This is a genomic window from Alistipes sp. Marseille-P2263 (assembly GCF_018101075.1).
Classification (GTDB): Bacteria; Bacteroidota; Bacteroidia; order Bacteroidales; family Rikenellaceae; genus Alistipes; species Alistipes dispar.
Window position 1 is genome coordinate 208550 of record NZ_JAGQEJ010000001.1, and the last position, 23309, is coordinate 231858.

Annotated in this window: 30 protein-coding genes; 2 read left to right on the plus strand and 28 right to left on the minus strand. The window is 53.0% G+C overall.

Annotated elements, in window-relative coordinates; genetic code table 11:
- Positions 1 to 5: 5 nt before the first annotated feature.
- The 6 genes from KB554_RS00860 to KB554_RS00885 form a co-directional block, all read right to left on the minus strand.
- Entirely contained in the window at positions 6 to 446 is a 441-nt protein-coding gene (locus KB554_RS00860; protein ID WP_211034655.1) for a phage tail tube protein, read from the minus strand.
- Positions 447 to 636: 190 nt separating this feature from the next.
- A complete protein-coding gene (locus KB554_RS00865; protein ID WP_211034656.1) occupies positions 637 to 990 on the minus strand; it encodes a hypothetical protein in 354 nt (117 codons plus the stop codon).
- Positions 990 to 1514, minus strand: a complete 525-nt coding sequence (locus KB554_RS00870; protein WP_211034657.1) for an HK97-gp10 family putative phage morphogenesis protein — start codon at positions 1512 to 1514, stop codon at positions 990 to 992. Before KB554_RS00870 ends, KB554_RS00865 begins: the two co-directional genes overlap by 1 nt.
- Positions 1495 to 1812, minus strand: coding sequence for a phage head closure protein (locus KB554_RS00875; protein WP_211034658.1), 318 nt, complete (start codon positions 1810 to 1812; stop codon positions 1495 to 1497). Before KB554_RS00875 ends, KB554_RS00870 begins: the two co-directional genes overlap by 20 nt.
- Positions 1805 to 2341 carry a head-tail connector protein gene (locus tag KB554_RS00880; RefSeq protein WP_211034659.1) on the minus strand — a complete coding sequence of 179 codons (537 nt, stop codon included), beginning with the start codon at positions 2339 to 2341 and terminating at the stop codon, positions 1805 to 1807. Before KB554_RS00880 ends, KB554_RS00875 begins: the two co-directional genes overlap by 8 nt.
- Before the next feature lie 3 nt (positions 2342 to 2344).
- Positions 2345 to 3544 (minus strand): phage major capsid protein, encoded by a 1200-nt coding sequence (locus KB554_RS00885; RefSeq protein WP_211034660.1) that lies wholly within the window; start codon positions 3542 to 3544, stop codon positions 2345 to 2347.
- Positions 3545 to 3636: 92 nt separating this feature from the next.
- On the opposite strand from KB554_RS00885, the gene KB554_RS00890 reads away from it, so the two are divergent.
- Both KB554_RS00890 and KB554_RS00895 read left to right on the plus strand, forming a co-directional pair.
- Positions 3637 to 4215 carry a HigA family addiction module antitoxin gene (locus KB554_RS00890; protein ID WP_247652201.1) on the plus strand — a complete coding sequence of 193 codons (579 nt, stop codon included), beginning with the start codon at positions 3637 to 3639 and terminating at the stop codon, positions 4213 to 4215.
- Complete coding sequence (locus tag KB554_RS00895) at positions 4199 to 4870, plus strand: nucleotidyl transferase AbiEii/AbiGii toxin family protein (protein WP_211034661.1); 672 nt, start codon at positions 4199 to 4201, stop codon at positions 4868 to 4870. Before KB554_RS00890 ends, KB554_RS00895 begins: the two co-directional genes overlap by 17 nt.
- Here KB554_RS00895 and KB554_RS00900 read toward each other — a convergent pair whose 3' ends face one another.
- The 22 genes from KB554_RS00900 to KB554_RS01005 all read right to left on the minus strand — a co-directional run bounded on the left by KB554_RS00900 (position 4871) and on the right by KB554_RS01005 (position 23243).
- Entirely contained in the window at positions 4871 to 5515 is a 645-nt protein-coding gene (locus tag KB554_RS00900; RefSeq protein ID WP_211034662.1) for an HK97 family phage prohead protease, read from the minus strand.
- Positions 5502 to 6650, minus strand: a complete 1149-nt coding sequence (locus KB554_RS00905; protein WP_348771867.1) for a phage portal protein — start codon at positions 6648 to 6650, stop codon at positions 5502 to 5504. Before KB554_RS00905 ends, KB554_RS00900 begins: the two co-directional genes overlap by 14 nt.
- Before the next feature lie 130 nt (positions 6651 to 6780).
- Positions 6781 to 7869 carry an XRE family transcriptional regulator gene (locus tag KB554_RS00910; RefSeq protein ID WP_211034663.1) on the minus strand — a complete coding sequence of 363 codons (1089 nt, stop codon included), beginning with the start codon at positions 7867 to 7869 and terminating at the stop codon, positions 6781 to 6783.
- 49 nt (positions 7870 to 7918) lie between these two features.
- On the minus strand, positions 7919 to 8551 hold the full coding sequence (locus KB554_RS00915) for a hypothetical protein (RefSeq protein WP_211034664.1): 633 nt from the start codon (positions 8549 to 8551) through the stop codon (positions 7919 to 7921).
- 161 nt (positions 8552 to 8712) lie between these two features.
- On the minus strand, positions 8713 to 9015 hold the full coding sequence (locus KB554_RS00920; protein ID WP_211034665.1) for a hypothetical protein: 303 nt from the start codon (positions 9013 to 9015) through the stop codon (positions 8713 to 8715).
- A 12-nt stretch (positions 9016 to 9027) separates the two neighbouring features.
- Positions 9028 to 10695 (minus strand): terminase TerL endonuclease subunit, encoded by a 1668-nt coding sequence (locus tag KB554_RS00925; RefSeq protein ID WP_211034666.1) that lies wholly within the window; start codon positions 10693 to 10695, stop codon positions 9028 to 9030.
- A gap of 11 nt (positions 10696 to 10706) precedes the next feature.
- The gene (locus KB554_RS00930) at positions 10707 to 11153 is read right to left on the minus strand and encodes a phage terminase small subunit P27 family (RefSeq protein ID WP_211034667.1); all 447 of its coding nucleotides are present in this window, start codon (positions 11151 to 11153) and stop codon (positions 10707 to 10709) included.
- A 462-nt stretch (positions 11154 to 11615) separates the two neighbouring features.
- The gene (locus KB554_RS00935; RefSeq protein ID WP_211034668.1) at positions 11616 to 12551 is read right to left on the minus strand and encodes a tyrosine-type recombinase/integrase; all 936 of its coding nucleotides are present in this window, start codon (positions 12549 to 12551) and stop codon (positions 11616 to 11618) included.
- Between the two features lie 133 nt (positions 12552 to 12684).
- Positions 12685 to 12984 (minus strand): HNH endonuclease signature motif containing protein, encoded by a 300-nt coding sequence (locus KB554_RS00940; protein WP_195579428.1) that lies wholly within the window; start codon positions 12982 to 12984, stop codon positions 12685 to 12687.
- Between the two features lie 2 nt (positions 12985 to 12986).
- A complete protein-coding gene (locus KB554_RS00945; RefSeq protein ID WP_211034669.1) occupies positions 12987 to 13262 on the minus strand; it encodes a hypothetical protein in 276 nt (91 codons plus the stop codon).
- Positions 13263 to 13284: 22 nt separating this feature from the next.
- Positions 13285 to 13920, minus strand: coding sequence for a hypothetical protein (locus tag KB554_RS00950; RefSeq protein WP_211034670.1), 636 nt, complete (start codon positions 13918 to 13920; stop codon positions 13285 to 13287).
- Between the two features lie 71 nt (positions 13921 to 13991).
- Complete coding sequence (locus tag KB554_RS00955; RefSeq protein ID WP_211034671.1) at positions 13992 to 14801, minus strand: hypothetical protein; 810 nt, start codon at positions 14799 to 14801, stop codon at positions 13992 to 13994.
- A complete protein-coding gene (locus tag KB554_RS00960) occupies positions 14798 to 15118 on the minus strand; it encodes a hypothetical protein (RefSeq protein ID WP_211034672.1) in 321 nt (106 codons plus the stop codon). The genes KB554_RS00955 and KB554_RS00960 overlap by 4 nt, the downstream gene beginning before the upstream one ends.
- A gap of 116 nt (positions 15119 to 15234) precedes the next feature.
- Positions 15235 to 15837 carry an RteC domain-containing protein gene (locus KB554_RS00965; protein WP_211034673.1) on the minus strand — a complete coding sequence of 201 codons (603 nt, stop codon included), beginning with the start codon at positions 15835 to 15837 and terminating at the stop codon, positions 15235 to 15237.
- Between the two features lie 25 nt (positions 15838 to 15862).
- Positions 15863 to 16930 (minus strand): alpha/beta fold hydrolase, encoded by a 1068-nt coding sequence (locus KB554_RS00970; protein ID WP_211034674.1) that lies wholly within the window; start codon positions 16928 to 16930, stop codon positions 15863 to 15865.
- Positions 16927 to 18069: a carboxymuconolactone decarboxylase family protein gene (locus KB554_RS00975; RefSeq protein ID WP_211034675.1), complete on the minus strand. Its 1143-nt coding sequence runs from the start codon at positions 18067 to 18069 to the stop codon at positions 16927 to 16929. Before KB554_RS00975 ends, KB554_RS00970 begins: the two co-directional genes overlap by 4 nt.
- Positions 18070 to 18087: 18 nt before the next feature.
- Complete coding sequence (locus KB554_RS00980) at positions 18088 to 18540, minus strand: nuclear transport factor 2 family protein (RefSeq protein WP_211034676.1); 453 nt, start codon at positions 18538 to 18540, stop codon at positions 18088 to 18090.
- Positions 18541 to 18657: 117 nt separating this feature from the next.
- Positions 18658 to 19464: a helix-turn-helix transcriptional regulator gene (locus tag KB554_RS00985; RefSeq protein ID WP_211034677.1), complete on the minus strand. Its 807-nt coding sequence runs from the start codon at positions 19462 to 19464 to the stop codon at positions 18658 to 18660.
- Between the two features lie 100 nt (positions 19465 to 19564).
- Positions 19565 to 20122 carry a flavodoxin gene (locus KB554_RS00990; RefSeq protein WP_242116206.1) on the minus strand — a complete coding sequence of 186 codons (558 nt, stop codon included), beginning with the start codon at positions 20120 to 20122 and terminating at the stop codon, positions 19565 to 19567.
- An 11-nt stretch (positions 20123 to 20133) separates the two neighbouring features.
- Entirely contained in the window at positions 20134 to 21345 is a 1212-nt protein-coding gene (locus tag KB554_RS00995; RefSeq protein WP_211034679.1) for an alpha/beta hydrolase, read from the minus strand.
- 11 nt (positions 21346 to 21356) lie between these two features.
- A complete protein-coding gene (locus KB554_RS01000) occupies positions 21357 to 22199 on the minus strand; it encodes an InlB B-repeat-containing protein (RefSeq protein WP_211034680.1) in 843 nt (280 codons plus the stop codon).
- 12 nt (positions 22200 to 22211) lie between these two features.
- The gene (locus tag KB554_RS01005) at positions 22212 to 23243 is read right to left on the minus strand and encodes an alpha/beta hydrolase (protein WP_242116208.1); all 1032 of its coding nucleotides are present in this window, start codon (positions 23241 to 23243) and stop codon (positions 22212 to 22214) included.
- Positions 23244 to 23309: the final 66 nt, after the last annotated feature.

Here is a 23309-nt window from a genome sequence, read left to right on the forward strand (position 1 = left end):
AGCGGTCAGGATTCAGGTTTCTTTACCGGCGTCAGGTTGCCGCTACCGGTAAGCGAATAACTGTAAGAGGCGTTGTCGCCCGCAGGCGTCGAGAGCGAAAAGGTCGTGATGTAGGCTTTGCCTGTGTACATCTTCGCGAGTCCCGTGAGCGGCGACTTGATGACCACCTCGACGAGTTTTTTCCGAAGTACCAGGTCGAGGACCTCCTCGGCGGTATGGCTGTTCTCGATCGAATCGTCGACGACCACCAGTCCGTCGCCGTCCACCGACCACGATACATCGCCCGGCCACTTCTCCTTGCCGTCGGTATCCTTCGTGCGCAGCTCCTTCATCTCCAAGTCCACCTTCAGCGTGTGCGTCGTGGCGTGAAGCGTCGTCTTATCGTCCACCAAGAGGATGATGTCCTCGCCTTGGACGACCTGTTTGTTTCCGTAAGTTTCAGGCATAAAAAATGTCAATGTATGATTTACTATGCAAACCTACACTCGGATATCTCGATTTCGGGAAAACATTGTCCCAACTGGTGTTTGCAAGAAATACTGCTCACACAACCTGCTATTTTCTGCTCGAAACAGTTGGTTTGCGAGCAGAATCCACATATTCTTGCGAGCAGAACAACTGTACGGTTTCGCTTCTTCAGACGATGCGGAACGAAAGCGTCGCACCATGCAAATCGTAATCGGCGTAATACTCTGTCGAGGATGATTTGAAGCGACATCGTTTGCCGTCGAACTCTGCGCCCTCCAAGGCAGCGATCACGCGATGCTTGAGACGTTCCGCGCCGGAGAACCTGTTGTCGTAAACCGCGACCTCGAATATCGTCCGATAGCCGGCGATGCCGTGCAGCGTCCTTACGAGCGTCTCCTCCGGAACGGAGAAGGCAGCGAAAGGCGCAGGCGTCCGGGCATCGACCGCCCCGGCTTGGATCCTATCCGCCAATTCGGGAATCTCACGCTCCAAAAGCGCGATCAGCTGTTTCTTGAAATCCATCATTTCGATACCGGTGCGAAGTTTTTATTCACGAACTTTTCGACTGCAGCAGCCAACTCGTCGCCGAAGATCGCCACCGTGCGTTCGGAGTTCTCCGTGTAAGCCTGCTCCAAATAAGGCGTCGGCCGGATACCCTTTACGCTGCGGACGAAGACCTTTTTGCCCTGCGCATCGTCGAATACTAACAGCTTGCCCTTTTTCGAGGTGCGAGGATCGGCAGTCCCCTCGTGGATGAACTTGCCGTAGTATTCGTTCACGGCGCCTTTCTTCTTCGTGCGTTCGAAGACCGGCTTCACGGCGATGGCCACCTCCGACTTCGAAGCGTTGCGGTCCTTGTAACGAACCGTGCGCAGCTGCTTCTTCAGTTTGCCCGTGCGGACGGGAACTTTGCTCCGTGCCGATTGCAACATCGGCTTGGCCGAGGCGCGCAGAGCCGCAAGCAGCATCCGCTTCTGCATCGTGTTCGGCAGTTCGTCCAGAATCCGCTTGGCTGCGGCATAACCGTCAACTTCGATCGTCAGCATCGCTCTTCCGGCATTTGAGGTGCAGGCGCCAGCGGCGTCCCTCCTCGTGGATCGAAGTTATCTTCCGCAGATACCCCTCGTCGCGAACGACCATATCGGGACGCAGGCCGGGTTGCCAACGAATCGTATAGACCGTTTCGTTCTCGTGGACGATGCGGCCGGCGTAGAGGTTCTCCCGACCGCCGTTCTCGGTACGCTGGGCGTAGCAGACGGCGACGTGCCGGAGCGATTTCGTGAGGTCGTTGTACTCGTCCCGCTCCTCGGTGTATTCGAGGATTTCGATTCGCGTGTCAAACATCGCCGTAAGGGGTTACCCGCCACGGAAGCAGGAGTTTTTCGGCCGTGAGCGACAGCTCCGAGACGGAGCGTCCGACGAGGTTGTCCGATTCGTTGTCGTAGAGCGTACCCAAGATCAGCAGAATAGCCGCCTTGATTGCCGGAGGTATATTATCGCGATCGTAGCCGACGACAGCCGTAACCGTTGCGGTTTGTCCATTGTACTGCTGTTCGGCAATCAACATCGGGTCGTAGTCGTCCTTCAAAAGCGTGTAATCGGATTCGGGAATGATGGTTCGAGAGACAGAGAGCCGCTCGATGCACGTCGTAGGGACGGGCAGACGGACGATGGGAGCATCGGAAGGGATCGATACGTCGAACCGTACCCTCTTCTCCCGGATGATCCGTCCCGTCATATCCTCCGCCACGGCAACGGCCATGTCGAGTTTCGCAGCAATCAAAGTATCGTCATGAGTGGCGCTGCCTACCCGCAGGTGCTGCTTGGCGAGTTCCAGCGCGATCGGCGGCTCCCGCATCTCGATTACTGTCATACCTTATGCCGATTTATGCACCAACTTGTGGACGGGGTGCGTGCCGGCGTCCAGCAGGATGCCGTCCACGCGGGCGAAGCCGAACAGCCCGATCGAAAGGTACTCGGCGAGCAACTCGTTCAGGCGGATCACGCGGAATGACTTGACCATACGGATCTTGAACTTCGAGAAGTCGCCGAACAGCACCGAAGTCTTGCCCGCTGCGGCATCGTCGAGGTCGTCGTTCAGGATATACGCCTTGCCGAACAAGGTCGGCGGCGTGCCGTCCTTTGCCCCCTCCTGCCAGATGTAGCGTCCCGTCGTATCCTTGATCTTGACGAGCGAGTAGAGCGTATTGCGGTTGAACATGAACCGCCCGTGCCGGGCATAGGAGGAATCCACGCCCTTGATAAGCTCGATCAATGCGTCGAGCGAGATGCCGTTGCCCGAAGGGCTGACGGCACAGGCGTGCGCCCACTCGACGATGCCCTTGGGTTTGCCCTTGCCGTCGCCGCGCGTGAGGTCGTAGTTGATGCCCCGCCCGAACGACTCTGCCAACAGACCCGAAAGCAGCGATTCGAGGTCGAATGCCGAGTCCTGCAATAGTTCCAACGACACGGGGACGATGGGCGTGCGATAGGTGTAGGCTTTGAGCGTTTCGGAGCCGAACGACGGTGCGGACTTGGTCGACTGTTGGTACTCGGCAACGACCGTAGCCTTCGCATCGGTATCGTTCACCGTCGGCATAATCAGGTCGCCGCCCTTGCTCGTGGTGAGAATGGAACCCGCCTCGAACATCCCGCCGTAGGCTTTCAGCGCGACCTCGATGCTGTCGGCAAGCGACGAAGGAACGACCACGCCGCCCGACAAACCCGTGATGCCGGCGCGCTGCTCGAAAAGAGTCCGATGTTCGGGCGAAATATCCGCAGCCCCGCGCAGCAGGTAGTCGCGGAAAGCGGTGCGATACTCCTCGGCACGGCATTCGTCGGGCTGCTCGCCGGAAGTTTGACGAATATACTCCTGCTCGGCCTGCCGACGTTCGATGTCGACATAGCGCTCCTCGGCTTCGACGGCGCGGTCGGCCTGCTCGTACTCCGCAAGCAGCGTATTCCACCGCTCCTGCTCCTCGGAGGTCATCTCGCGCCCGTCGGTCGCGGTACGCAACTCGTCGATCTTTGCGAACACGGCAGCGCGGCTCTCTTTAAGGGTTTTCAGTTTGCTCATAAATCTCGTTATCGATTCGTTCGGGAGCAAACTTAATCCACGTATCAGCCGTAATAGGGAAACTTTGTCGCAGTTCGGAAAACCGATTTTCGATGCCGAAAATAAAAAAGGCAACAATTTTGCAAACAAATTCGTTTACATTGCGTATATTTGCAACGAGAATCATGAAGAGCAGAATCGACATACTGAAAGGCATCCATCCGGGAAAGCTCATCGATCGGGATTTGAAAAAACGCAATCTCAGTCAGCGATCGTTCGCAGCGTCCATCGGAGAACACAGCCAAACGCTCAATGCCATCATTACGGGACGTCGCAATCTGACAGTCGAGATGGCACTGAAAATCGAACAGGCATTCGGATACGATGAAGGATTCCTGTTGACGCTTCAGGCGTTTTATGAAATCGCCGAGTATAAGATTCGCATGAAGAGCCGGTCGATCGACGGCGTACCGGCTATTCGCCGGTCGCTCTTTTGGGATGCCGACTTCGATTCGATAGATTGGGGACGATACAAAGATGCCGTAATCGCACGCGTTGCGGAGCGCGGCAACGATGCCGAAAAAGCGGAAATCGCAAGATTCTACGGGATGCCGTTATCGGCGCTCGATACCGTCCGGCCGAGCAATGCTTACCGCATAAATACGACGCAACGATATGACCAGCGAAAATAAACTGCATTACGAAACGGTAACGCCGCTTCTGAAGGAGACGCTCGGCATGCTGATGGCGGACAAGCTGTTCGCCCCGTTCCGACTGGTCGGAGGCACGAACTTGAGTTTGCGCTACGGGCATCGCAAATCGGTCGATATCGACCTGTTCACCGATGCCGAATATCGAAGTCTCGATTTTCGAGCATTCGAACGGTTTTTGCGTTCGCATTTTCCATACTACGATTGCAGCGATACGACCTCCATCGTAGGCTTCGGACGAGGATATTATATCGGACGATCGGAGGGGGACGCAGTCAAACTCGACTTGATGTACACCGACCCGTTTCTCGAAACGGCGGAAGTTCTCGATGGGATCCGCATGGCGAGCGTTCGGGATATCATCGCCATGAAGATGAATGTCGTCTCGCGCGGCGGTCGCAAAAAGGATTTCTGGGACCTGCACATGCTTCTCAATGAATATCCGCTTGCCGAGATGTGCGCGCTGCATGCCCGCAGACACGAATGGGAGCACGACACAGAAGAGTTGCTGGATAAATTTACGGATTTCGCACTTGCAGATGCCGACCTCGATCCGGTATGTCTGCGAGGTCTTGATTGGGACGAAATCAAACTCGACTTGATAGAAACCGCAGAAGAGTTTGCGAGAAATCGATAATCATTTCTTCAACTTCAACATATCCGTCAATCGCTCTCTCGACCGACTTGCAGCAACAGCACGGTCATTTCGTTCCGGCTGCGGTGCGTGTTCGCGCAGATACTCGGCTTTCCGCTCTTCGAGATGCCGCACCGAGGCTTCGGTTTCGGGATAGGCGGGAAATACCACGAGCGACACATCCACCACACGCGAGAACCGGAGTATCGTCCGCTCGTCCATCGCGAGACCGTTCTTTTCGTCGGCATACTGCCACTCGTCCTGCTCGACGCCGAAGCGGAACGAACATTTCGAGACGTCGCCCCGGCGTACCAGTTCCAGCATATCGCTCCCTAAAGTCGTATTCGGAGCCTCGAACGCGAAGCGCAGACCTACGTCGTCTACCTCCAATCGCAGCGTACCGCTCGTCGTGCGTGCGAGAATCGAATCGGTGTTGTGGTTGAAACACATGATGACGTCAGACAGGTCGCACCCGTCGAACGCGCCCCGCGCGATCTTCTCCCGGAACCACCCCATAATAAGGTCGCTCCAACTCTCGAACTTCGCGGCATAGCCGACGATCGTCCGGCTGACGGTTCCCTCCTCGCGGCTCTCGATATGCAGATCGCCGACAAGGCTCCGGATCTCTATTTCATTATTCGGTTCCATTCGTTTCAGGTTTTACGGCAGTCGTTACCGGCTGCATGTTCATTTGTACGAAATATTCGTCGCCGCCATCGTAGGAGTTCATATCTTCGAGGGAGCGGATCTCGTTGGCAGACATCGCGCCGACGATATTCATATTCTTGTAGTATTCCGAGCGGGTCTTGGCATCGCCGCGCAGCAGTCCGTTCAGACCGAAGAGGAAGTAATACTCCCCGAACTCGTCCTCGCGTAGCAGTTTGCGGTTGAACTCCTCCTCGATGCGGACGAGGTACGGCATCAGGCAATACTGCACGAACTCCATACCCTGATGCTCGATGTTGTTGTTCGTGGCACGCTCCAAGTCGGCGATCATATGCGGAGGAATTCCGTAGATGGTGGCGATCTCGGTCTTTTGGAACTTGCGCGTGGCGATGAACTGCGCATCTTCAGGAGGAATGGAGATGCGTTCGTAGGTCATACCGCCCTCCAACAGCAGCGGGACGTGAGCGTTGTGCAAACCGACCGATTGGGCGATGAGGTCTTTCTTGAGCCGCTGGTAGGCTTCGGGCTTGAGCGTCGAGGGATATTTGAAGACGCCCGACATATTGCCGCCCTGATCGAAGAAGCGTTTACCGTAGAGTTGCGCAGAGACGGAGAGTGCGAGGTTGTCGCGATGGACGGCGATCGGACTTTTGCCCTTATAGCCATTGGTCGAGAGTCCGCGCAAGTGGATGACGTCTTCGTTCGGGAGCAGTTCGCCCGTGTCCGATCGGTAGAAGAGTTCGTCGTTGTCGGTAAGGAGCGGCTCGATACGGGCAGGATGGATGAACTTCAGCCGAACGGGACGATAGCGTTTGTCCCGAAAAATGCGGACATAGCCGTTGCCCCACAGAGCGCATGAGACCATCAGATGGTGCATCAGGTCGAAACGTGTGGAATAGGAGTTGGGAGCCTGCACGAGTCGGTGGCAAAGATGGTCGTACTGTCGCTCTCGACCGCGAGCAGTACGGCGATAGAGATGCAAAGGAAGCGTTCCGACCGTTTCGGAGAGTATTCGCACGCAAGCCCAAACCGCCGTGAGGTTCAATGCGCCCTCCTCAGTGATATACGGCTGACGCGTAGCATCGGCGACCGTGTCGGCGGTAATGACTTTATTCACCGCAGCCTCGAACTCGGCCGATGAAATATCGCGCCGCTCGCCTCTATGCAAAAATGGGAACCACTTCATCAAACTTGCTTTGCGGCAAACTTAATGAAGTGGAAAGAATATTAAATGGATATTGTCCCTACTATAATTGTATTCTGGTCTTGGATCTCAATAAAATCATATTAGGTCTTTTATTAATCATTAAAGGCAAACTATTAAGATTTACACTAATAGCTTGCGTAAGGTCATCTTGAGTATAACCTAAATCATCGTAAAAAACATCTATTATTTTTTTTAATAATTTAGGATCAGGGAAATCAACAATTATGCGTTCGCATTTTCTTTCCCCATTCATACTCATTTGTACCATCAAAGATTGGTATTTCTGTGCAGAAATAATTTGATCTTGGTATGCCTTTCGAATAATCGCCTGTTTCGATGCTCTCCAATATGCCTTCAACATATCCAAATGGTTGTATGATAAATATTGAGAGACATCTTTACGAAAATCCTTATAAGGCATTAAAAATTCGCCTGCAAAAACATTCGCTTCATTCTCCAAATCTCTATCTTCAGATATTGCAATGAAAGGAATATGCATGACAATATGTCCTAATTCGTGAGCAATGGTAAATCGCTTACGATCATTGGACATATTTCCGTTTAAGAAAATTATTTTTGCCCCATTCTGAGTTTGGGCAGACATTCCTGAAAATTTTACCATATCAGTATTTATTTCAATAATGATAATACCATTTTTTTCAAGAATATCCGAAATATCTGTTATTGGTCCATCCGGAATGCCCAATATAAAACGAACTCTTCGAGCAATATCTTCAACTCGCTGGGTTGTCTTGTTTGTATTCGTTTTTGCAAATTCATTCTCAACATCCAACTCTGGGATGGTATATTCTGGGATATCAATAGACTCCAACAAGTTGTCTACAACAAACATAGTTGTTTTAAAAATAGCCTCCAGTTGAGACATCTTTTTGACAGAAGCCGTAATGAGTTTTCGGTAATATACATTGCTAAATGGTGGGAATGTATATTCTTCATAAAAGAACGAAACGGGAAAATTGAGGGCAGAGGCTATTTTCTCAATAATTTCCTCCGTAACCCCAATAATCCCTTTTTCCATTTTTGAGAGATTTCCTTGAGATAGTTTAGGTATAGACGCAGATAATTGCATCTGAGTCATTCCTCGCACTTCTCGTGCGATAGTGATCATTTTGTTATTAACATTCATATATCATTTAAGCTCTCACAAATTGTCCGCATCAAATAGCCTCTACTGTCACCTTCTTTCGAGCATTGGCTTTTGGCTTGGCAAAAACCTCCTTAGAATCATTATATGTTTGCGTCAATGAAATAGTCTGTTCCGCTGTAGAGTTTTGGATGTACAAAATATCACTGAAAGAACAACTCCACACGCATTGTCCTGCATCATATAACATTAAGGTTACACTTGTATGACCATATTGATGATCATGACCGATATGCAAAATTGGGCAACCTTTGAATGGTAGGTTCTGTTGATATACCTCATTTTGAGCTTGTCGAGTACGTCTGGGAGGCAATTTGCCCCTATTCGTTTTCACAATGTGAAATTGAGCGAATCCCGGTACATAAAGCATAAATTTACCACTCGAAACTTCTCTGAAATATTCGGGGTAGATTTCAGCACATTTCTGGGCTATCTTTTCATTTACTCGAACAGGTCGGCTATTCCGCCTTCTTGCGTGAGGTGGAAGAATCCCCAATTCGTCATTAGTTTCAGAATAAGCATCCCCAATCATTTGAGGAAGCAAATAAAGTTCTTTACTTACGAATCGAGTCATCGACTCATAGATTTTTTGTTCCTCGGAATTTGTAGAATCCGAAAATAAACTTACTTTTGTAAAGTTTTTCATTAGAAAAACGTATTTATATGTTTTTACATTGCCCACGACTCGCACTCGTGGGTTTCTTTTGCAAAGGTAAGTAAATTTTTGTTCTCTACATAATTTTTTACATATTTTTTAATAGAAAGTTAATCGCACTCCGTTTTCATATTGATAACCAATGTAATATATCAACGTATATTTCTCGTTCTATTCAACACCCTCCTGAATGAACTGAATTCGGAGTATCTGCGCTTGCCGGTGATGGTGATGTAGAAATCCTCCAACCGCTCGTAAGCCTCCAACTGCGTCGGATAGAGGTCACGCATACGGAGATATAGTTCCGCGAAGCCCTCGAACGAGAGGAAATGCCGCACTTCGGGTTCGAGCGGATTCATCGCCGACAGTTCCGCTTCGACTTTCTCGCGCTCGGCGGCGATGACCGGCGAGTGATAACGCTTGTATTGTTTTCGGTTCATTTTTCTGCTGCTCATAATCGTATCGTGTTATAAAGTCAATAATCCTCTGTTTTCATACGGGTTGCTCTCGTCGTCGGCCTGTGCGGTCATCCACTCCCCGAGTGCCATAATCGCCGCGACGATGCCGTCGATCTTCTGCGTCGATTTCTCCTTGTCGGGTTTGATGTTGCCCGCAGGATCGGTCTTGACGAGCGTCGACGCGAGCATCCACCGCAGCACGGGATTGCCGAAGTGTTCGATCTTCCCGGTCAGCACCAGTTTCTCGAACTCCTTGGTCGGTGCCGACATCGAGCCGTAGCCCTGTCCGAAGGGGTTGCACTCCATCCCCTCGTTCTGCAAGTCGATGATCGTCTGCGAAGCGTTCCAACGGTCGTAGGCCGATGTCCGTAGGTCGTAGTCGGCTACGATACGCAGGATATCCGCCTTGACGAAGTCATAATCGATGACATTGCCCGGCGTAACGGTTACATAACCCTCTGCCACCCACTTGTCGTAGTTGATATTCTCCTTGCGGACCTTTTCCAGCATCTTCTCTTCGGGAATCCAAAAGTGCGGCAGCAACTGGAAACGGTCGTTCTCGTGGAAGAGCAGCACGTAAGCCGTGATGTCCGACACGTTCGAGAGATCCAATCCGCCCCAGCAGGCGCAGCTTTTCAGATCGGCAGAGTCGGTCGTACCGATGCACTTTTGCCAAACGTCGTCGAGTATCCATGTCCGTTCGGCATCGACCCACAGATCGACGTTCTTCGTCATTACGTTGCGGACGGCTTCGGGACGGTTCTTGGCGTCTTTCACTTGGTCGGCGAGGTAGTCGGCGCTCAAACTCACGCCGAGGTTGGGATTGGCCTTGATCCACATTTTCGGGTCGTCCCACTCCGATTTATCGTCGAGCGTGTAGATGATGCCGAACAATGAATCGTCCTCGTTCACGCCGCGCAGCACTTTGATGACGTTCTCCCGATAGGCATAGCAGACTCCCGACTTGTCGAAGCCCGCCGTCGTGATGATGAACATCAGCGGTTGCCGCCGTGCACCGAAAGCCGACTTGATGACGTCGAACATTCCGCTGTCCTTGTGGGCGTGAAACTCGTCAATGATGCCGCAACTCGGGTTCAGACCGTCGTGCGTGCCGTAATCGGACGAGAGAGGCTTCATCGTACCGCCTTTGAGTTCATAGACGATCGAGTTGCGATATGGCGTAAGGTAGTTTTTCAGGTCGGTCGCCTTGACGATCTCCACAGCATCCGAGAAGCATATCTTCGCCTGATCCTTGACCGTCGCGGCCGAATAAACCTCCGGGCGGCTCTCGCCGTCGGCGAAGAGCATATACAACCCGATGCCGGCAGACAGTGCGGTTTTGCCGTTCTTGCGGGCGATCTCGATATAAGCGTATCGGAACCGGCGCGTGCCGTCGGCATTCTTCCACCCGAAGATATTCCACAGCACGAACTGCTGCCACGGCTCCAGCCGGAACCGCTGGCCCGCCCACTCGCCTTTGGTATGTTTGAGTTTTTCGATGAAGTGGATAGCTCGCATTGCGGCTTTTTTATCGAAGTAGCGACCCATGTCGAGCGCACGGTCGAGATCGGCGTAGTAACGCTCGACGGCGAGGCGGACATACTCGCAGACGAGAATCTCGCCGGAGCGCACCTGCTCGGCATAAAGTTCGGCGGGATTTTTCTTGACAGCAGCCATATTGCGATAATCTACTTTATCTCCTCGAACTCCGCGAAGTCGTCTTTCGCGGTATTATCCGAAAGCAAAGTCGCTACGCGGCTGCGACTGGCAGGCGTCAACCCGAACTCGGCAGCCAGCGCTTTGGCATTGACGAGCGCCGCTTCCGCGACCTTGCGCTTGGGGTTGACGACCGTCGCCGTACCGTGTTTCATCATTACTTCGATGGTGTATCCCTCCTTTTCGGTTTCGCGCATCATATCGTGGTACAGCCCCATCTCGCGAGCGTAGGCGACGACCAAGTCTACGCCGACGACGTCCAACAGGCATTTGTGGATCAACTCCGTCGCCACGACCTCGAACACCTTCTTCGCCGTACCTTTCAGTCCGGAGCGCGGCAACGCCGCCACGGCGGTTCCGGCAGAAACAGCACCGCCGGTCATCCGGCACGGCTGGTCCGTACCCCGTAAGGATTTCAATTCATCAGGTATTTTCTTGCGACCTTTCATAAATAATTTTAACTTTGTAACGCCAATCGAAAAGCGGCAAAAGATAGTCTCGAAAGACTTTAAATCTCAAAAACTGATAATTATGGAAATTTTGTATTTCATTCTTATCACTTTTGCAAGCTGAGTATTGTGGCAGCTCTTTGATGCCGCGAAAGCTCAGTTCAAAGAGCGATTAAAAAAACATTAATGTTTTGCCGCCTTCGGGCGGTTTTCTTTTTCCTCTAATTCTGCACGCGCGTACAGAAGACTTGGGGCGCGATTGCTTTTCGCAGGGTCCGAAGGATTTTCGACCCCTCCCCGTCTTCGGTCGGGAGCGTACCTCGATCACGTAACTCTTTGATGTTCATGTATTGGATTCCAAAGAGTTGCGGAAATCGCCAAAGTTTTGCGTGTCAAATAGTTGGCGTAATTCATTAATTCACTGTACTTCAATCATCGGTGCGGTTTGCCGCCGCTGTTCAATATCGCATCGCCTATGGTCATCGACGGCGAGTGATGGAGCAGTCGTCGCTGCTGCGCCATTTCGATATAGATGCGCGTGGTCTTCGTATCGGAGTGTCCCATCATATCCTTGATCGTCTCGATATCTATGCCCTGTTCGACCATCAGCGCCCCGAACGTGTGCCGCAGCGAATGCGCCGAGATCTTCGGATGCGAGATGCCGATACGGGCAAGGCGTTGTTTGATGATCCGCCCGATCGTCTGCCGCACGAGCCGGTTGTCGCATTGCGCCTTGTGGGATACGAAGAGCGGAGTGTCGCTGTCGAAGTCCCTGCCGGCGATATACTCCTCCAGCCACGCGACCGTGTCGGGATGCAGCACGACGATCTCGTTCTTGTCCGTGCGTCCCTTGCGCTGAATGCGGAGGATCGGTTGCCCCTCGCGCTCGGCGAAGTCGCCGATGTCGATACGCTCCGCCTCGCAGGTGCGAAGCCCGTTGAAGAGCATCAGCGAAATCATCAGTCGGTCGCGGCGCCCGATGGCGGTCGAGGGATCGATGCTGTCCAACAGCCGGAACGCCTGCTCCGCCGTCAGCGGCAGTTTGCTGTACTCCGTATGGCGTTTGCTGCTGCGGATCCCGGCAGCGATATTGCCGTAGTAGCCCTGTCGCTCGCAGAAGTCGTAAAACAGCTTGAGGATCGTAACGAGGCTGTTCACGGTATAGACGCTCTTACCTTCGGCTTGCAGTTGCTGTTTGTACTCCAAAACGTGCCGACGCTCCGGTGAACGGGTATCGACATCGTGCGCCGACAGCCATCGGAACCACAGCGCGATTTTGCGTCGGTAGTCCCGTTTGGTGGCGGGGAGTATGTCGCACTCCGAAATCCATTCGGAGATGATTTCATTCAGGTTAAGGGTCGTTCGCATTTCGGTTCGTGCCTACTCGAAAAAGGGATGGAACGGGTGCCGACATTGCCCTTGGACTGATTGCAAACCACGCATCCGTTCCATCCGGTTCCGATTAAATCATAGGCATTCGTTTTAGAGGTTCGACATCGTGTTATCTTCGCTCCCGAGCGCTCTTACGGTTGTGGCAGGAGTTGCAGAGGGATTGCAGGTTCTGCAAGTCGAGCGGCGCCCCGCCCCGATTGATCGGGACGATGTGGTCGACCATCTGCGCCGGAGTATGCCGGTCGTGTTTCAGGCACTCCTCGCACAGCGGTTGCTGCTCCAACTTGACGAGGCGCAGTTTCCGCCATGCGGCGGATCGGTAGAACTCCGTGTTGGCGTGGCGGCGTCCCGACTGCGGCTTATGCTCCGGCAGCCACGGACGGCGGACAGTACGTTTGAGGTGCGGCATCGTCAGAAGATGATTTCGGGGTTCAACGGCAGGTCATGATCCTCGGTCTCGAAACCGACGATGCGAATGATCTTCGCATCGGGATAGCGTTCGCGTAGTTCGCGAGCGGAGATGCCGTACTTGGCGAAGTCGGCGGTATAGGCTGCCGGACCGTGCTGTTCTGTATTGCGGCGGAGGTTTTCGATTTCGACCTCCGTCCACTTTTCCATCTCGCCGTTATGGGTCACATACTTGCGGCGGCCGTCTTCCAAATGATGAATGATTCGTTGCAGTTTCATATCGTGTACTGTTTTTCGATTGTCAGCGCAGACTCTCGCCCTCGAACTTCACCGGACGGCACAAGCGCGTCAATCGGTCGAAAGTCCGCTCTCCGTAACGGCGAAGCAGCTGTTCGCGGGTCAGGTTCGTCGAGATGAATAACGGCCGCAGATAGCGTTCGGCAGCGTTGATGACGCGGTTGAAACCCTCGTACTTCTCGCCGTAGTCGTTCACGAGCGGCTCTACGCCCAACTCGTCGATAATAGGATAAGCCGTGCGGGTCAGGTAGTCGAGGTTCGTCGTATGCACATCGTATCCGGCTGTCCGCAGAGCGAGGTCGTAAGGCTTGGAGAGTTCGTCGGCGTGAATGGCTACCGTCATCCGCTCCTTCATCGCCAGCAGCACGGGAACGACGCCCGTAAGGATGATGCTCTTGCCGCGTCCGCAATCGCCGTAGAGTAGCAGTCCGCGCCCTTCGGTAGAGGTCATCCAGTCGATGATCCCGGCATACTCGGTCAGGTGGCGGTAGCGCACGATCGAAGTATCGACCCGCCGGAAGATTTCACAGAACAGGCCCTCGCAATAATCCCTGTCGCCCCACGAGAGGTCGTGCGGCGAACGAACGACGAGGCGTTTGTCTGCGACCATGCGGTCGATAAGCGATGCGATGCGATTCATGCGGTGTGTCGTTTTTGTAGTGTGAAAATAGGTTCGTCGGTATTTGCGCAAAGAGGTCATTGTCCCACATTTCATCTGCGGTCGAGTTTTTCCAACAATCGCCGGATCCGTTCGTCGGTCGCAGGATGGATGATCTGCCCGGGATGCTGTCCTCGCGCAGGCTGTGCCGGTTGCAACGAGAACAGTCCCGCCCAGTTGTTGGCGATGCTGCGGTCAATGATGGCAGCGGCAACCGCCGGGTCCTCGTCCGAAAGGCTGCGCAGCAGCGACAGACATTTCCTCGCTCCCGACTCGCTGCGATAACTCTCGCGACGAATACGCTTGTACTCCAACCATACGGTCATCGGCTCCCGCCACGCTGGTTCGAGCATCGAGAGGAACTGCGCATGGTTCAGACGCGGCATTTCTCTCTTTTTCGCGCAACTTTTTCTCTCTTCGCCCGCCGAACGCCCTTTTTCTTTTTTGCTTGTTTTTTCTTTTTCAGAAGAATCCCTGTTCAGTCTATGTACGGTTGCAGACAGCGTCGCACCTTGCAACGCTTCGGACGGATTCGTGTCGGATTGCGTTGCAGTCAGCGTAGTGCGTTGCGACGCAAACAGCCGCTCGAACGAATGCAGCCGATAAAGCGCGCTCCGATTGCCGCCCCGTTCCTCCACGGAGATAATACCTCTATCCGCCAAAACCTTACGCATCCGCCAGACGGTCGATCGGTCGAGTTTCGTGCGGCTCTGCAATACGGAGAACGATACTGCGAATTCGTCGCGCCAGCCGCAGCGGTTAGCCGTGAACATCAAGGCATACCACAATACGATAGCATTGGACGGCAGCTGTTCGGTTTCGAGCCACTCGTTGAAGAGTTTTATCTCCGTGAGGTAGTTCATTGTCGTCCGAATCTGCCCAATACCCGTTGCAATTCGCTTCGGCGCGGCTCCGCCGGTCGTGCGACCAGCCCCATATGCACGAGCAGGTCGATTTTAGGGATCCGAATCCCTCCGTTTGCATGGACCTTTCGGATGCCGTATCGGCGGCAATCCCGATCCAGTTGCCGCAGCGACTTGCCGATCATATCGGCAGCCTCCTGACGGGTCATCAGAATCGTTTCGGCCGACTTGTCGTCCATTGTCTTCAATTCTTCGACCCGCTGTTGCAGCGAGAAGATGCATCCCTGCATATCTTCGATGATAGCGTCTAATTTCATAATCTTTCTGTTTCGATTTCCGTGGACAAAGTTCCGAATAGTCGAAAAATAAAATGCGGGCAGTACCCGCATTACTACCCGCAAGAATATTTCTATTCGTCTGCTATTCAGCATGTCTATTTTGCGCTCTTTTCGATCAGAGCATCGATCAGCCGTTCCAAAAAATCCGTACTCTTCGTCTTGCGGTTCAACACCTCCTCGCGGATTTTATAGGCATTCGGCAAGGAAACATTGAGCGTCTTTTCGGCGAATGCCACCAACACCGAAAACGGAGCGTATTTACCCACGGCATTCAAAATCGGACCGAGATACTCCAAAGCGGAGAGCAGCTCTACCAAATCCCGCTTCGTGAACTCCGAACTCCAAAACAAATCCGGAATATCGTTTTTACGGGGCGGCTGGAACAACGACGGATGCACGACCCGTTCATTCAAAAGACTCAACTCCGATTCGACGATTCGTTTGGCTGCTACGATATAACGGGAGGCAGATACCTCGCCAACATTCGATTTAACCCGTGTCCACGAAGGATACAACATTTCCAGTCGTACTTGCGTATGTGTCAAAATCCGAAAAAGCAGTTTATAATCGGTCGTATTGTCGCAAACTTCGATGACCGTGCGGAGAAAATCGTCGTAGGCCAATTCCAATTCTTCTCGACGACAAGGACAAGATGCGGATAACAGGTTCATGAACGATGTGTCGTTCAGCGGATTCATGAAAGACAATTATCCTATTCGGAATTTAAATACGATCCTCTGTCAGATTATTGCTCTTCAGCCACAGGTCAAGCAGATCGGCCAGCTGTTCGTTGTTGAGATCCTGCATCAGAAAGTGGGTATTGCCGTAAATGCCGATTTTGGGCAGTTCGACCAACGTTGCATTACCTCCGTGGCGATTCACGGTCTCCACGAACTTGCGAGCCATTTGCAGGCGTACGCGCCAATTTTCGTCGCCGAGGTTCTCGGATGGTGTTTCGGGAATATAGTCGCCGAAATACAGAATGACAGGAATCTGCGTGAGCCGCTCGAACTGCTCCATCGGAACGGGCGTTCCGGCTGCGCCTCCCGTCAGTCCGTCGATACGTTCCGGCACTTTGCCCTCGGGAAACACGAAACCGCCCGGTTCATACGCAACGACAGCCTTGACCTCAGGGTTCTGCATGGCAGCTATCCAACCCGGAAATCCGCCGGCCGAATGGGTAACGAGGATATGGTCGCCGATACGGTCGGCTAATGCGCCGAGAGCGGAAACATCTTGTCTATGGTCGCTCAGATCGGGTGTCATTTCACGGAAAAACTGCGAAAGCGATACAGAATCTTTCGGGAACTGCACACCCTGGTTGTAGTTCGGCCAGATGCCGATACGCCAGATATCAAACCAGAACATCTCGTCGGCCACGGGTTTAACCGTTGCGGTTGCCGATGTTCTGCCTGCGCGTCCTCGCCCCGGCAGATCCATGACATAGTTGCTCCACCCGCGGCGCAGCATCAAGGTGGCGAATCCGTCGCGGCCGTCGGGTGTCATCTGCCAGCAGACGCCCGAACCGCCGTAGCCGTGTACATAGACCAGCGGTAGCCGATGAGTGTCGGCGGGTATCTGAAAATCCACGAAGGCATGGTCGGCACGGTAGCTTTGACCGGTCTCTTCCTGCTCCGCCCAACCGACGAATTTGCTGTTGTCGTACACACCCTCTCGCTGTATGGCCCGGCCGCCCACCGAGAAATGTCCTTGTTTGGCAATCGTTATATTTTGCGCCCCGGCTATAACTGTAACGGACAGCAGCAATGCCGATATAATCATCTTCTTCATCTCTTTTCTGTCAGTTGATTCAACACTCCTCGCAACGGATCCGAATAGGTTTTACCGAGGTTTGTCTCCATGATGTTCAATAATGCCGAAAGCTGTTCGGCAGTGATGCCCAGATGCAGGCAGATTGCCATGTGTCCGGATGCCATCGGCTCCACACCACCGACGCCAGCAAGAACGGATACCGTTGCAAGTTCCCGCTCCCGATAGGTCAGTAGGTCGCGCTCGAAAATATCCGCAAAAAGATGTTCTTTCAAAAAACGTTCGATGGTGGGTGCAAACACGGCGTATCCTGCTTTTGGGGCATCAGCCGATATGCCCGATATTTCGGCAAGAACGTCACGTCCGCGTTCGTAACGGCTGCGGCTGCCATCGATAGCCGTTGCTTCCCGACCTACTGGATCGTCAAAGCCTTTCGCTTTGCGCTCATTCACCACCTGCATAAAGGTTTGGATAGCCCGCAGGCTGCGCGGAAATCCGCAATAGGCGTAGGAGTGAACCAGCACCTCGTTTATTTCGTTGATGGTCATCCCGGCCTCCAATGCTCCGACGAGTGCCGGTTCCAAATGTTCCAAATCGCCTTTGCCGGTATAGGATGCCACCGCTACAATGGCTCGTTCACGAGCCGTCAGCACCTTGTTTGCTTCGGCATAACGGCTTTCCGCTTCGGTCGTGGCTTCATGGTACTGCTCATCGCTTACCGGAGAGAGCCATACCGCCGCATTGTTCTGCGGATTGGTGGTAATGGCGATATGCGCAAACCAACTGTCCGATGCTGCTCCATGCCAATGCTCCACATCGGGAGCGATTTCCACAATGTCGCCCGGAAACAACCGGTGGGCAGGCTGCCCTTTCTCCTGATAGTAGCCTATGCCTGCGGTAGCAATCAGTAACTGCCCGCCCTTGTGTGAATGCCAACTGTTGCGACAACCCGGAGCGAACGTAACGTTGAACATCGGAACGTTCAGTTCCCGATGTTCGCTCAACGGTGCGAGCCAAACTTCACCCGTAAAATTGGGATTGGGAGATATCTTCTCACCCAGCGGATAAGGCTGGCGGAATGCTTCTGCAGTCTGGGCATGTATGCCGGAAACCGACAATACGGATAACATAGCCATAAAAAATAAATTCCTGATTTTCATCGTATATAATTTATTTGATTATTCACCCAACGTTCGCGTAAAGGCAAGCACGGAGAGCTGCCATCGGCCGTTTTCCATGACATAGACTTCCGTCACGATAAAAGGGAAACGGACGGCATTGCCTCCGACCTCGGAGTTCAGATGAATACGGCTGTAAACCGTTGCCGTACCTGCGGCGAACTTGACCTGTACGTCATGTATCTCGGCTTTCTTGTACCAGATGGCTCCCGAACGAATCGTGTTCAGTTCCTGCTCCTTGCCCCAATAACCGCCCATGTGGACGAATTGTGCGCTCTCGTGAAACAGCTCTGCCAGTTTGTCGGCGTTCTTTTCCGACATCCAGTTCCATTTGCTGTTCGACAGTTCGACGATGGCTTGTTCTTCGGGTGTAAATGTTTTTGCGTTCTCCTGCGCCTTTGCTCCGACCGATAAAGTCAGAAAAAGCAATACCGTAATAACCAATGATTTCATATCGCTCTGATTTTTAATTGTTACCTTGCAAAGGTAGCGGGACGGCAGAGAAACGGCGATACAAAAAAATCGGTAAAAACTGCGATTTTTACCGATTATACAAGAATTGATAGATGATTATTTCCGGTAATCCGTCGGATTAAGCCCGAGGTTCTGTTGCACGTAACGGCTGAAATAGGCGGGTGACGAGAAACCGAACATATCGGAAATCTGGACGAACGTCAGCGACTTGTCCCGCAACAGCCGCGAAATATCGAGAATCGTGTAACGGTTAATCCAATAGTTGGCGGCATATCCGCTGACCTTTTTCGACACCTCCGACAGATATTTAGACGTGACGCACAAACAATCGGCGTAATAGGAAACCTCCCGGTGTTCACGATAGGTTCCCTCTTCTAGCATTTTCAGGAAACGGTTCATGATGGAGGCGTTCTGCGTCGAAATATCGCTCTGACCGTAGAGGGTGGCGTGAAAGTCGAAGAAATCGAGGATAGCTGCCTGCATGGAGTTGATGAGCGTTTCCTGATAAAAACGGTGTTCCTTATTCCGGATGCGCAGTTCCAACAAATCGAAATCCCGGCGGCAGACGATTTGCTGCTCCGGCGTAAGGTGCATCACGGGATTGAGGAACAGAGCCAGCGACCCTTTCATACCGTAATTGCTTTGCGGCGTGCACAACTCGATAAAGCCGGGCGTGGCATAAATTATCTTGCATCGGAAGTCATCCGAAGGCTCGACCTTCTCGACCATTTTCCGTTTGCGGATAATTGACAAATCCCCGGCGTGCAACTCAAAGTCCCGCTCGTTAAAACGGTAACGGCACGTTCCGCCCAAGCAGAGCAAATGAGCCAGATATTCCTTCTCGGAATCCGTTCTCACAACGCCCAACTTGTCAGCGACGATGATATCTTTGGGGTATTCCATGCCGTAACCGCTTGATTTCCGCTTGTAAAATTACAAATAAATTCACAATCAATGTCAATGCGATTGTGAGTTTTACTGTTTTTAACGATATTTTGGCTGTTTATCGTATAACCTGAATCGTTCTCAGCCAATTTTCCACTCCATTTGTATTTCTTCCGGTTGTTCCGAATCCTTGCAGATGGAGGGAATTGGGAGTGAGTTCTATGATTTTGGCAAGTGTTTCCTCCCGATAGGTCGAAGCATAGGTACAGAACGGTACGACCGTCTTCCCCTTGAAGTCGTAGTTTTCCGTAAAGGTGTTGATAATCATCGGGGCAGTCCACCACCATACGGGACAGCCGATGAAAATAGTATCGTACTCATCCCAGTTTTCGATCTTGTTTTTGATGGCCGGACGGGCATCCGATTCTTTTTCCTCTTTTGCCACTTCCGTGCAGGGCTTGTACTCGGTGGGGTACGGTTTTTCAGGTTCGATGCGGAAGAGCGTGCCGCCTGTCAGCGAGGCGATATGTTCTGCCACGTGCTGCGTGTTACCTCCCCAACTAAAGTAAGCGATAAGGATTTTCTTTCCGGATTGCTCCTTTACGGAATCTGTTTGTGCGCTCGCTGTCATACAGCATAGCAAGACGGCAAGCAAAGTTATCAGTCTTATTTTCATATCTTTCATCGTTAATTATTAGCCATTATTTCAGTCATCCAACTGTCAAAACTGACCATCCACGCTTCATGCGTATATCCGAAACCGTGCGGCATACCCTCGTATTCGTGTTCTTCCACTTCTACACCCGCTTCACGCACGGCATCGGCACACGCTTGGAACTGCCGGTAAAACGGATCGCGTGTACCGTAGGCGAAGAATGTAGGCGGAATCTTCGATGCACGGAATTTCTCCACATCGGTAGATGCTACACTTAACCGTCCATAGAAAGCGTAAATCATTCCGATGGTACAGACATTGGCAGATACCTCGTCGAGCGCATCGGGACGATAGTCGGAGGCGAGTACCGTACCGTTCACCTGTTCGTCGAAATTGAGCGCCTCGTCGCCGCAAAGAATACCTCCGGCAGAGAACCCCACCGAAGCGATGTCATTAGGACTTATCCCATAGTCGGCAGCGTGACGGCGGACGAAGCGGACGGCACGCGCCAGATCGAGACTTCCTTCCTCCATCCGATAGGGCTGCACGCGGTAATTCACCACAAAAGCCTGATAACCGTGCCGGGCGAACCACTGTGCGACCGGCGTTCCTTCCATACGGTCGCTGCGGAACTGAAACGCACCGCCGGCACAGACGAGAACAGCACCTTTTATAGTCATGCCATCGGCTGCCGGAAAGTAGTTCATATAAGGGCGGAACGACGGCGGATCTTGGTAAGAGCCTTGACTGCCCGTGTAGTTCGTTACTTTCGCCATATTGCCCTCCGGCCACAGATAGATGGTCGAAGCCAACGGATTCTGCTCGTCATCCCCATCGGCAGGAGGCGTATCGTCATCCGAACCGGCAAGCGTCGTAAATTGGCGGGACTGACCGTAAACCGTTCCGGCCGAAGTCGTGGCATACGCCCTGACATAATAAGTCGTACTCGCCGAAAGTCCCGTGACGTAACAAGCGAACGAGTTTGCATCGCCGGCTCCGGTATTATGACTATCGGACATAGTAGGATTGTCGGTCGTTGCCCAGCAGATACCGAACTCCGTGACTGTTTCCGTTTCGCCGATTACACGACCGCCCGAAAGGGCATTATCGGAAGTAATGGCCGTTACTTCTGCTGTTTCGACGCGGATACCGCTATTCGGTTCCGCACCGTCGCTATCGGTGCAGCCTGTGGCAGACGCACCGATGAAGAGCGATAAAGTAAGCGATATAATCATCTGTCTCATATCCTATTCTTTTACCGGACGCACCGAATAGCCCATATAACGGCGGCTGTTGCGGGTGGGCTGTTGGTTGCCCTCGTAGAAGTAGAAATAATAGGCGTAGCGGGCATCGTTGCCGGGATAGAGTGTACCGCTCCAGTAGCACCCGCGCTGTCCGACCTGATTCGAGACGGTTTCGCCGTCGCGCGATGCAGCAGCCGGGAAGAATATCGAATTGCCGTTGGTAGCGGTTGCACGCCGTTCACTTCGGTCCATTCCCACGTGCAGTTATCGACCAGTTCCTGAAATTCGGCCTGCGAGGGCAGCCGCCATCCGTCGCCCCATTGTGCACGGGCGATGTCGTACTCCGTACCGCAGATATCCGCGGGCGGCGTCGCGCTCGGATAGTCATCGAGTTCGGTCGTCTGCTTCTCTCCGGTCGGGTCAGCCCAACCGTAGCGGCCGCCGAACTCTTCGGGCGCTGATGCCCCGACATTCCAAGAAGCCCATTTCACGCTCAGCCCCAAATCGACGGGTTCCGCTGCGGCAGGTGCTACCGCTTCTTGCTCGAAACGTGCCTGTAACACGACGTTTCTCGCCGGCATGACGAATGAGTAAACGGGTTCCGTTGCAACAGCCTCCTCGTTTTCGTACCAGCCGGCAAAAAGATACCCTTCGGCCGCCGTAGCTGTTACGGTCACTTCCTCGCCCTCCGGGCAGGTGTTCTTGTTCGCTGCGGCAGTTCCGCCTTCGGTGGCCGATACCGTTACCGTATAGGTCGGCTGCGGGTCGGGGGCATTTCCGCCACTGTCCGAACAGGAGAAAGCAAAGCCGGCGAACAGTGCAATCGCCAGACTCTTAATAATTCCATGTCTCATATTCAATCGATTTTATAAGTTATTCCCGAAAAATTCCGTCAGTTTCTTAACTGCCATATCCACATACTCCGGCACATAATAGGTCTTGATATGCGTCGCACCGGGAATCAGGAACAGCTCCTTGTCCTGCGTGCCCGTGGCACGGCTGTAACACAGTTCCGTCATATAGAACGTGTCGGCGATGCTTCCGGCTATCATCAGAAGCGGTTGGTTAATAAGATACATTCCTTCGCTGGCATCGAATGCCATTAAGTCAACGAGGCTGCTCTTGGTGTAGCGGAACGTCGAGTTGGGATGTGCATGGCTTTGCAGGTAATAGCCGTAGCCGTCGCGGTAGAGGTCGAACGGCAGTGCGGCCGCCTGTTCGGGAGTCACGCCGCTCATATCGCCGACATACTCGATATCGCCGCCCTCGGCCTCTTTCTGACGGGCGGCGCAGGCATCGGCCAGACGCTCCTGCACACTGCCCGTCTGCGAATCGAGAAATCCGTTGCGGCGCACCAATCCCGTGTTGAACATACTCAACGTGGCAACCGCCTTGAACCGTTTGTCGGTCTGTGCGGCAGCCAGCGTGTAACCACCACCTCCGCAGATGCCGAGAATACCCATGCGATTTGCATCCACGCCCGGATATTGCAGCAGGATGTCGGCAGCCCGGTGAATATCCTCGATGCGGTTGGCAGGCTTGTCCGTATTGCGCGGCTCGCCCTCGCTGGCACCCTGATAAGCGGCATCGAACGCCAGGCAGATATAACCTTTTTCCGCCATGCGCTGACTGTAAAGTCCCGCCACCTGTTCCTTCACCCCTCCGTTCGGGTGGGCGACAACAAGAGCCGAATAACTTTTCGCAGGGTCGTAGCCCGCAGGAGTATAGACGTTGGCGGCGATTTTCAGCCCGCCGAGGTCATAGGTAATGGGGTGAATATTTACCTTGCCCTGAACAATTTCGGTAATGGCATCGGCATAAACCAATCCCCACGGATTGTTGTTGTGGCTCTTGAAACTCGACATATCCGCCACGGCGAATGCTTTGTTCTCTTTCATTGTCTCCTGTGCGTTTAATGTATTGCAGACGGCCAGTGCCGCGCACAATACGACTGTAAGTATCTT

Coding starts and splice junctions, on each gene's coding strand:
- KB554_RS00935 (WP_211034668.1), bottom strand. CDS start 12,551: ATGCGAACGACCCTTAACCTGAATGAAATCATCTCCGAATGGATTTCG.
- KB554_RS00910 (WP_211034663.1), bottom strand. CDS start 7,869: ATGATCACTATCGCACGAGAAGTGCGAGGAATGACTCAGATGCAATTA.
- KB554_RS00980 (WP_211034676.1), bottom strand. CDS start 18,540: ATGAAATCATTGGTTATTACGGTATTGCTTTTTCTGACTTTATCGGTC.
- KB554_RS00995 (WP_211034679.1), bottom strand. CDS start 21,345: ATGAGACAGATGATTATATCGCTTACTTTATCGCTCTTCATCGGTGCG.
- KB554_RS00985 (WP_211034677.1), bottom strand. CDS start 19,464: ATGGAATACCCCAAAGATATCATCGTCGCTGACAAGTTGGGCGTTGTG.
- KB554_RS00875 (WP_211034658.1), bottom strand. CDS start 1,812: ATGTTTGACACGCGAATCGAAATCCTCGAATACACCGAGGAGCGGGAC.
- KB554_RS00925 (WP_211034666.1), bottom strand. CDS start 10,695: ATGGCTGCTGTCAAGAAAAATCCCGCCGAACTTTATGCCGAGCAGGTG.
- KB554_RS00960 (WP_211034672.1), bottom strand. CDS start 15,118: ATGAAATTAGACGCTATCATCGAAGATATGCAGGGATGCATCTTCTCG.
- KB554_RS00865 (WP_211034656.1), bottom strand. CDS start 990: ATGGATTTCAAGAAACAGCTGATCGCGCTTTTGGAGCGTGAGATTCCC.
- KB554_RS00900 (WP_211034662.1), bottom strand. CDS start 5,515: ATGGAACCGAATAATGAAATAGAGATCCGGAGCCTTGTCGGCGATCTG.
- KB554_RS00870 (WP_211034657.1), bottom strand. CDS start 1,514: ATGCTGACGATCGAAGTTGACGGTTATGCCGCAGCCAAGCGGATTCTG.
- KB554_RS00860 (WP_211034655.1), bottom strand. CDS start 446: ATGCCTGAAACTTACGGAAACAAACAGGTCGTCCAAGGCGAGGACATC.
- KB554_RS01005 (WP_242116208.1), bottom strand. CDS start 23,243: ATGAAAGAGAACAAAGCATTCGCCGTGGCGGATATGTCGAGTTTCAAG.
- KB554_RS00950 (WP_211034670.1), bottom strand. CDS start 13,920: ATGAATCGCATCGCATCGCTTATCGACCGCATGGTCGCAGACAAACGC.
- KB554_RS00955 (WP_211034671.1), bottom strand. CDS start 14,801: ATGAACTACCTCACGGAGATAAAACTCTTCAACGAGTGGCTCGAAACC.
- KB554_RS00940 (WP_195579428.1), bottom strand. CDS start 12,984: ATGCCGCACCTCAAACGTACTGTCCGCCGTCCGTGGCTGCCGGAGCAT.
- KB554_RS01000 (WP_211034680.1), bottom strand. CDS start 22,199: ATGAGACATGGAATTATTAAGAGTCTGGCGATTGCACTGTTCGCCGGC.
- KB554_RS00945 (WP_211034669.1), bottom strand. CDS start 13,262: ATGAAACTGCAACGAATCATTCATCATTTGGAAGACGGCCGCCGCAAG.
- KB554_RS00920 (WP_211034665.1), bottom strand. CDS start 9,015: ATGAGCAGCAGAAAAATGAACCGAAAACAATACAAGCGTTATCACTCG.
- KB554_RS00915 (WP_211034664.1), bottom strand. CDS start 8,551: ATGAAAAACTTTACAAAAGTAAGTTTATTTTCGGATTCTACAAATTCC.
- KB554_RS00990 (WP_242116206.1), bottom strand. CDS start 20,122: ATGAAAATAAGACTGATAACTTTGCTTGCCGTCTTGCTATGCTGTATG.
- KB554_RS00880 (WP_211034659.1), bottom strand. CDS start 2,341: ATGACAGTAATCGAGATGCGGGAGCCGCCGATCGCGCTGGAACTCGCC.
- KB554_RS00965 (WP_211034673.1), bottom strand. CDS start 15,837: ATGAATCCGCTGAACGACACATCGTTCATGAACCTGTTATCCGCATCT.
- KB554_RS00885 (WP_211034660.1), bottom strand. CDS start 3,544: ATGAGCAAACTGAAAACCCTTAAAGAGAGCCGCGCTGCCGTGTTCGCA.
- KB554_RS00890 (WP_247652201.1), top strand. CDS start 3,637: ATGCCGAAAATAAAAAAGGCAACAATTTTGCAAACAAATTCGTTTACA.
- KB554_RS00970 (WP_211034674.1), bottom strand. CDS start 16,930: ATGAAGAAGATGATTATATCGGCATTGCTGCTGTCCGTTACAGTTATA.
- KB554_RS00975 (WP_211034675.1), bottom strand. CDS start 18,069: ATGAAAATCAGGAATTTATTTTTTATGGCTATGTTATCCGTATTGTCG.
- KB554_RS00895 (WP_211034661.1), top strand. CDS start 4,199: ATGACCAGCGAAAATAAACTGCATTACGAAACGGTAACGCCGCTTCTG.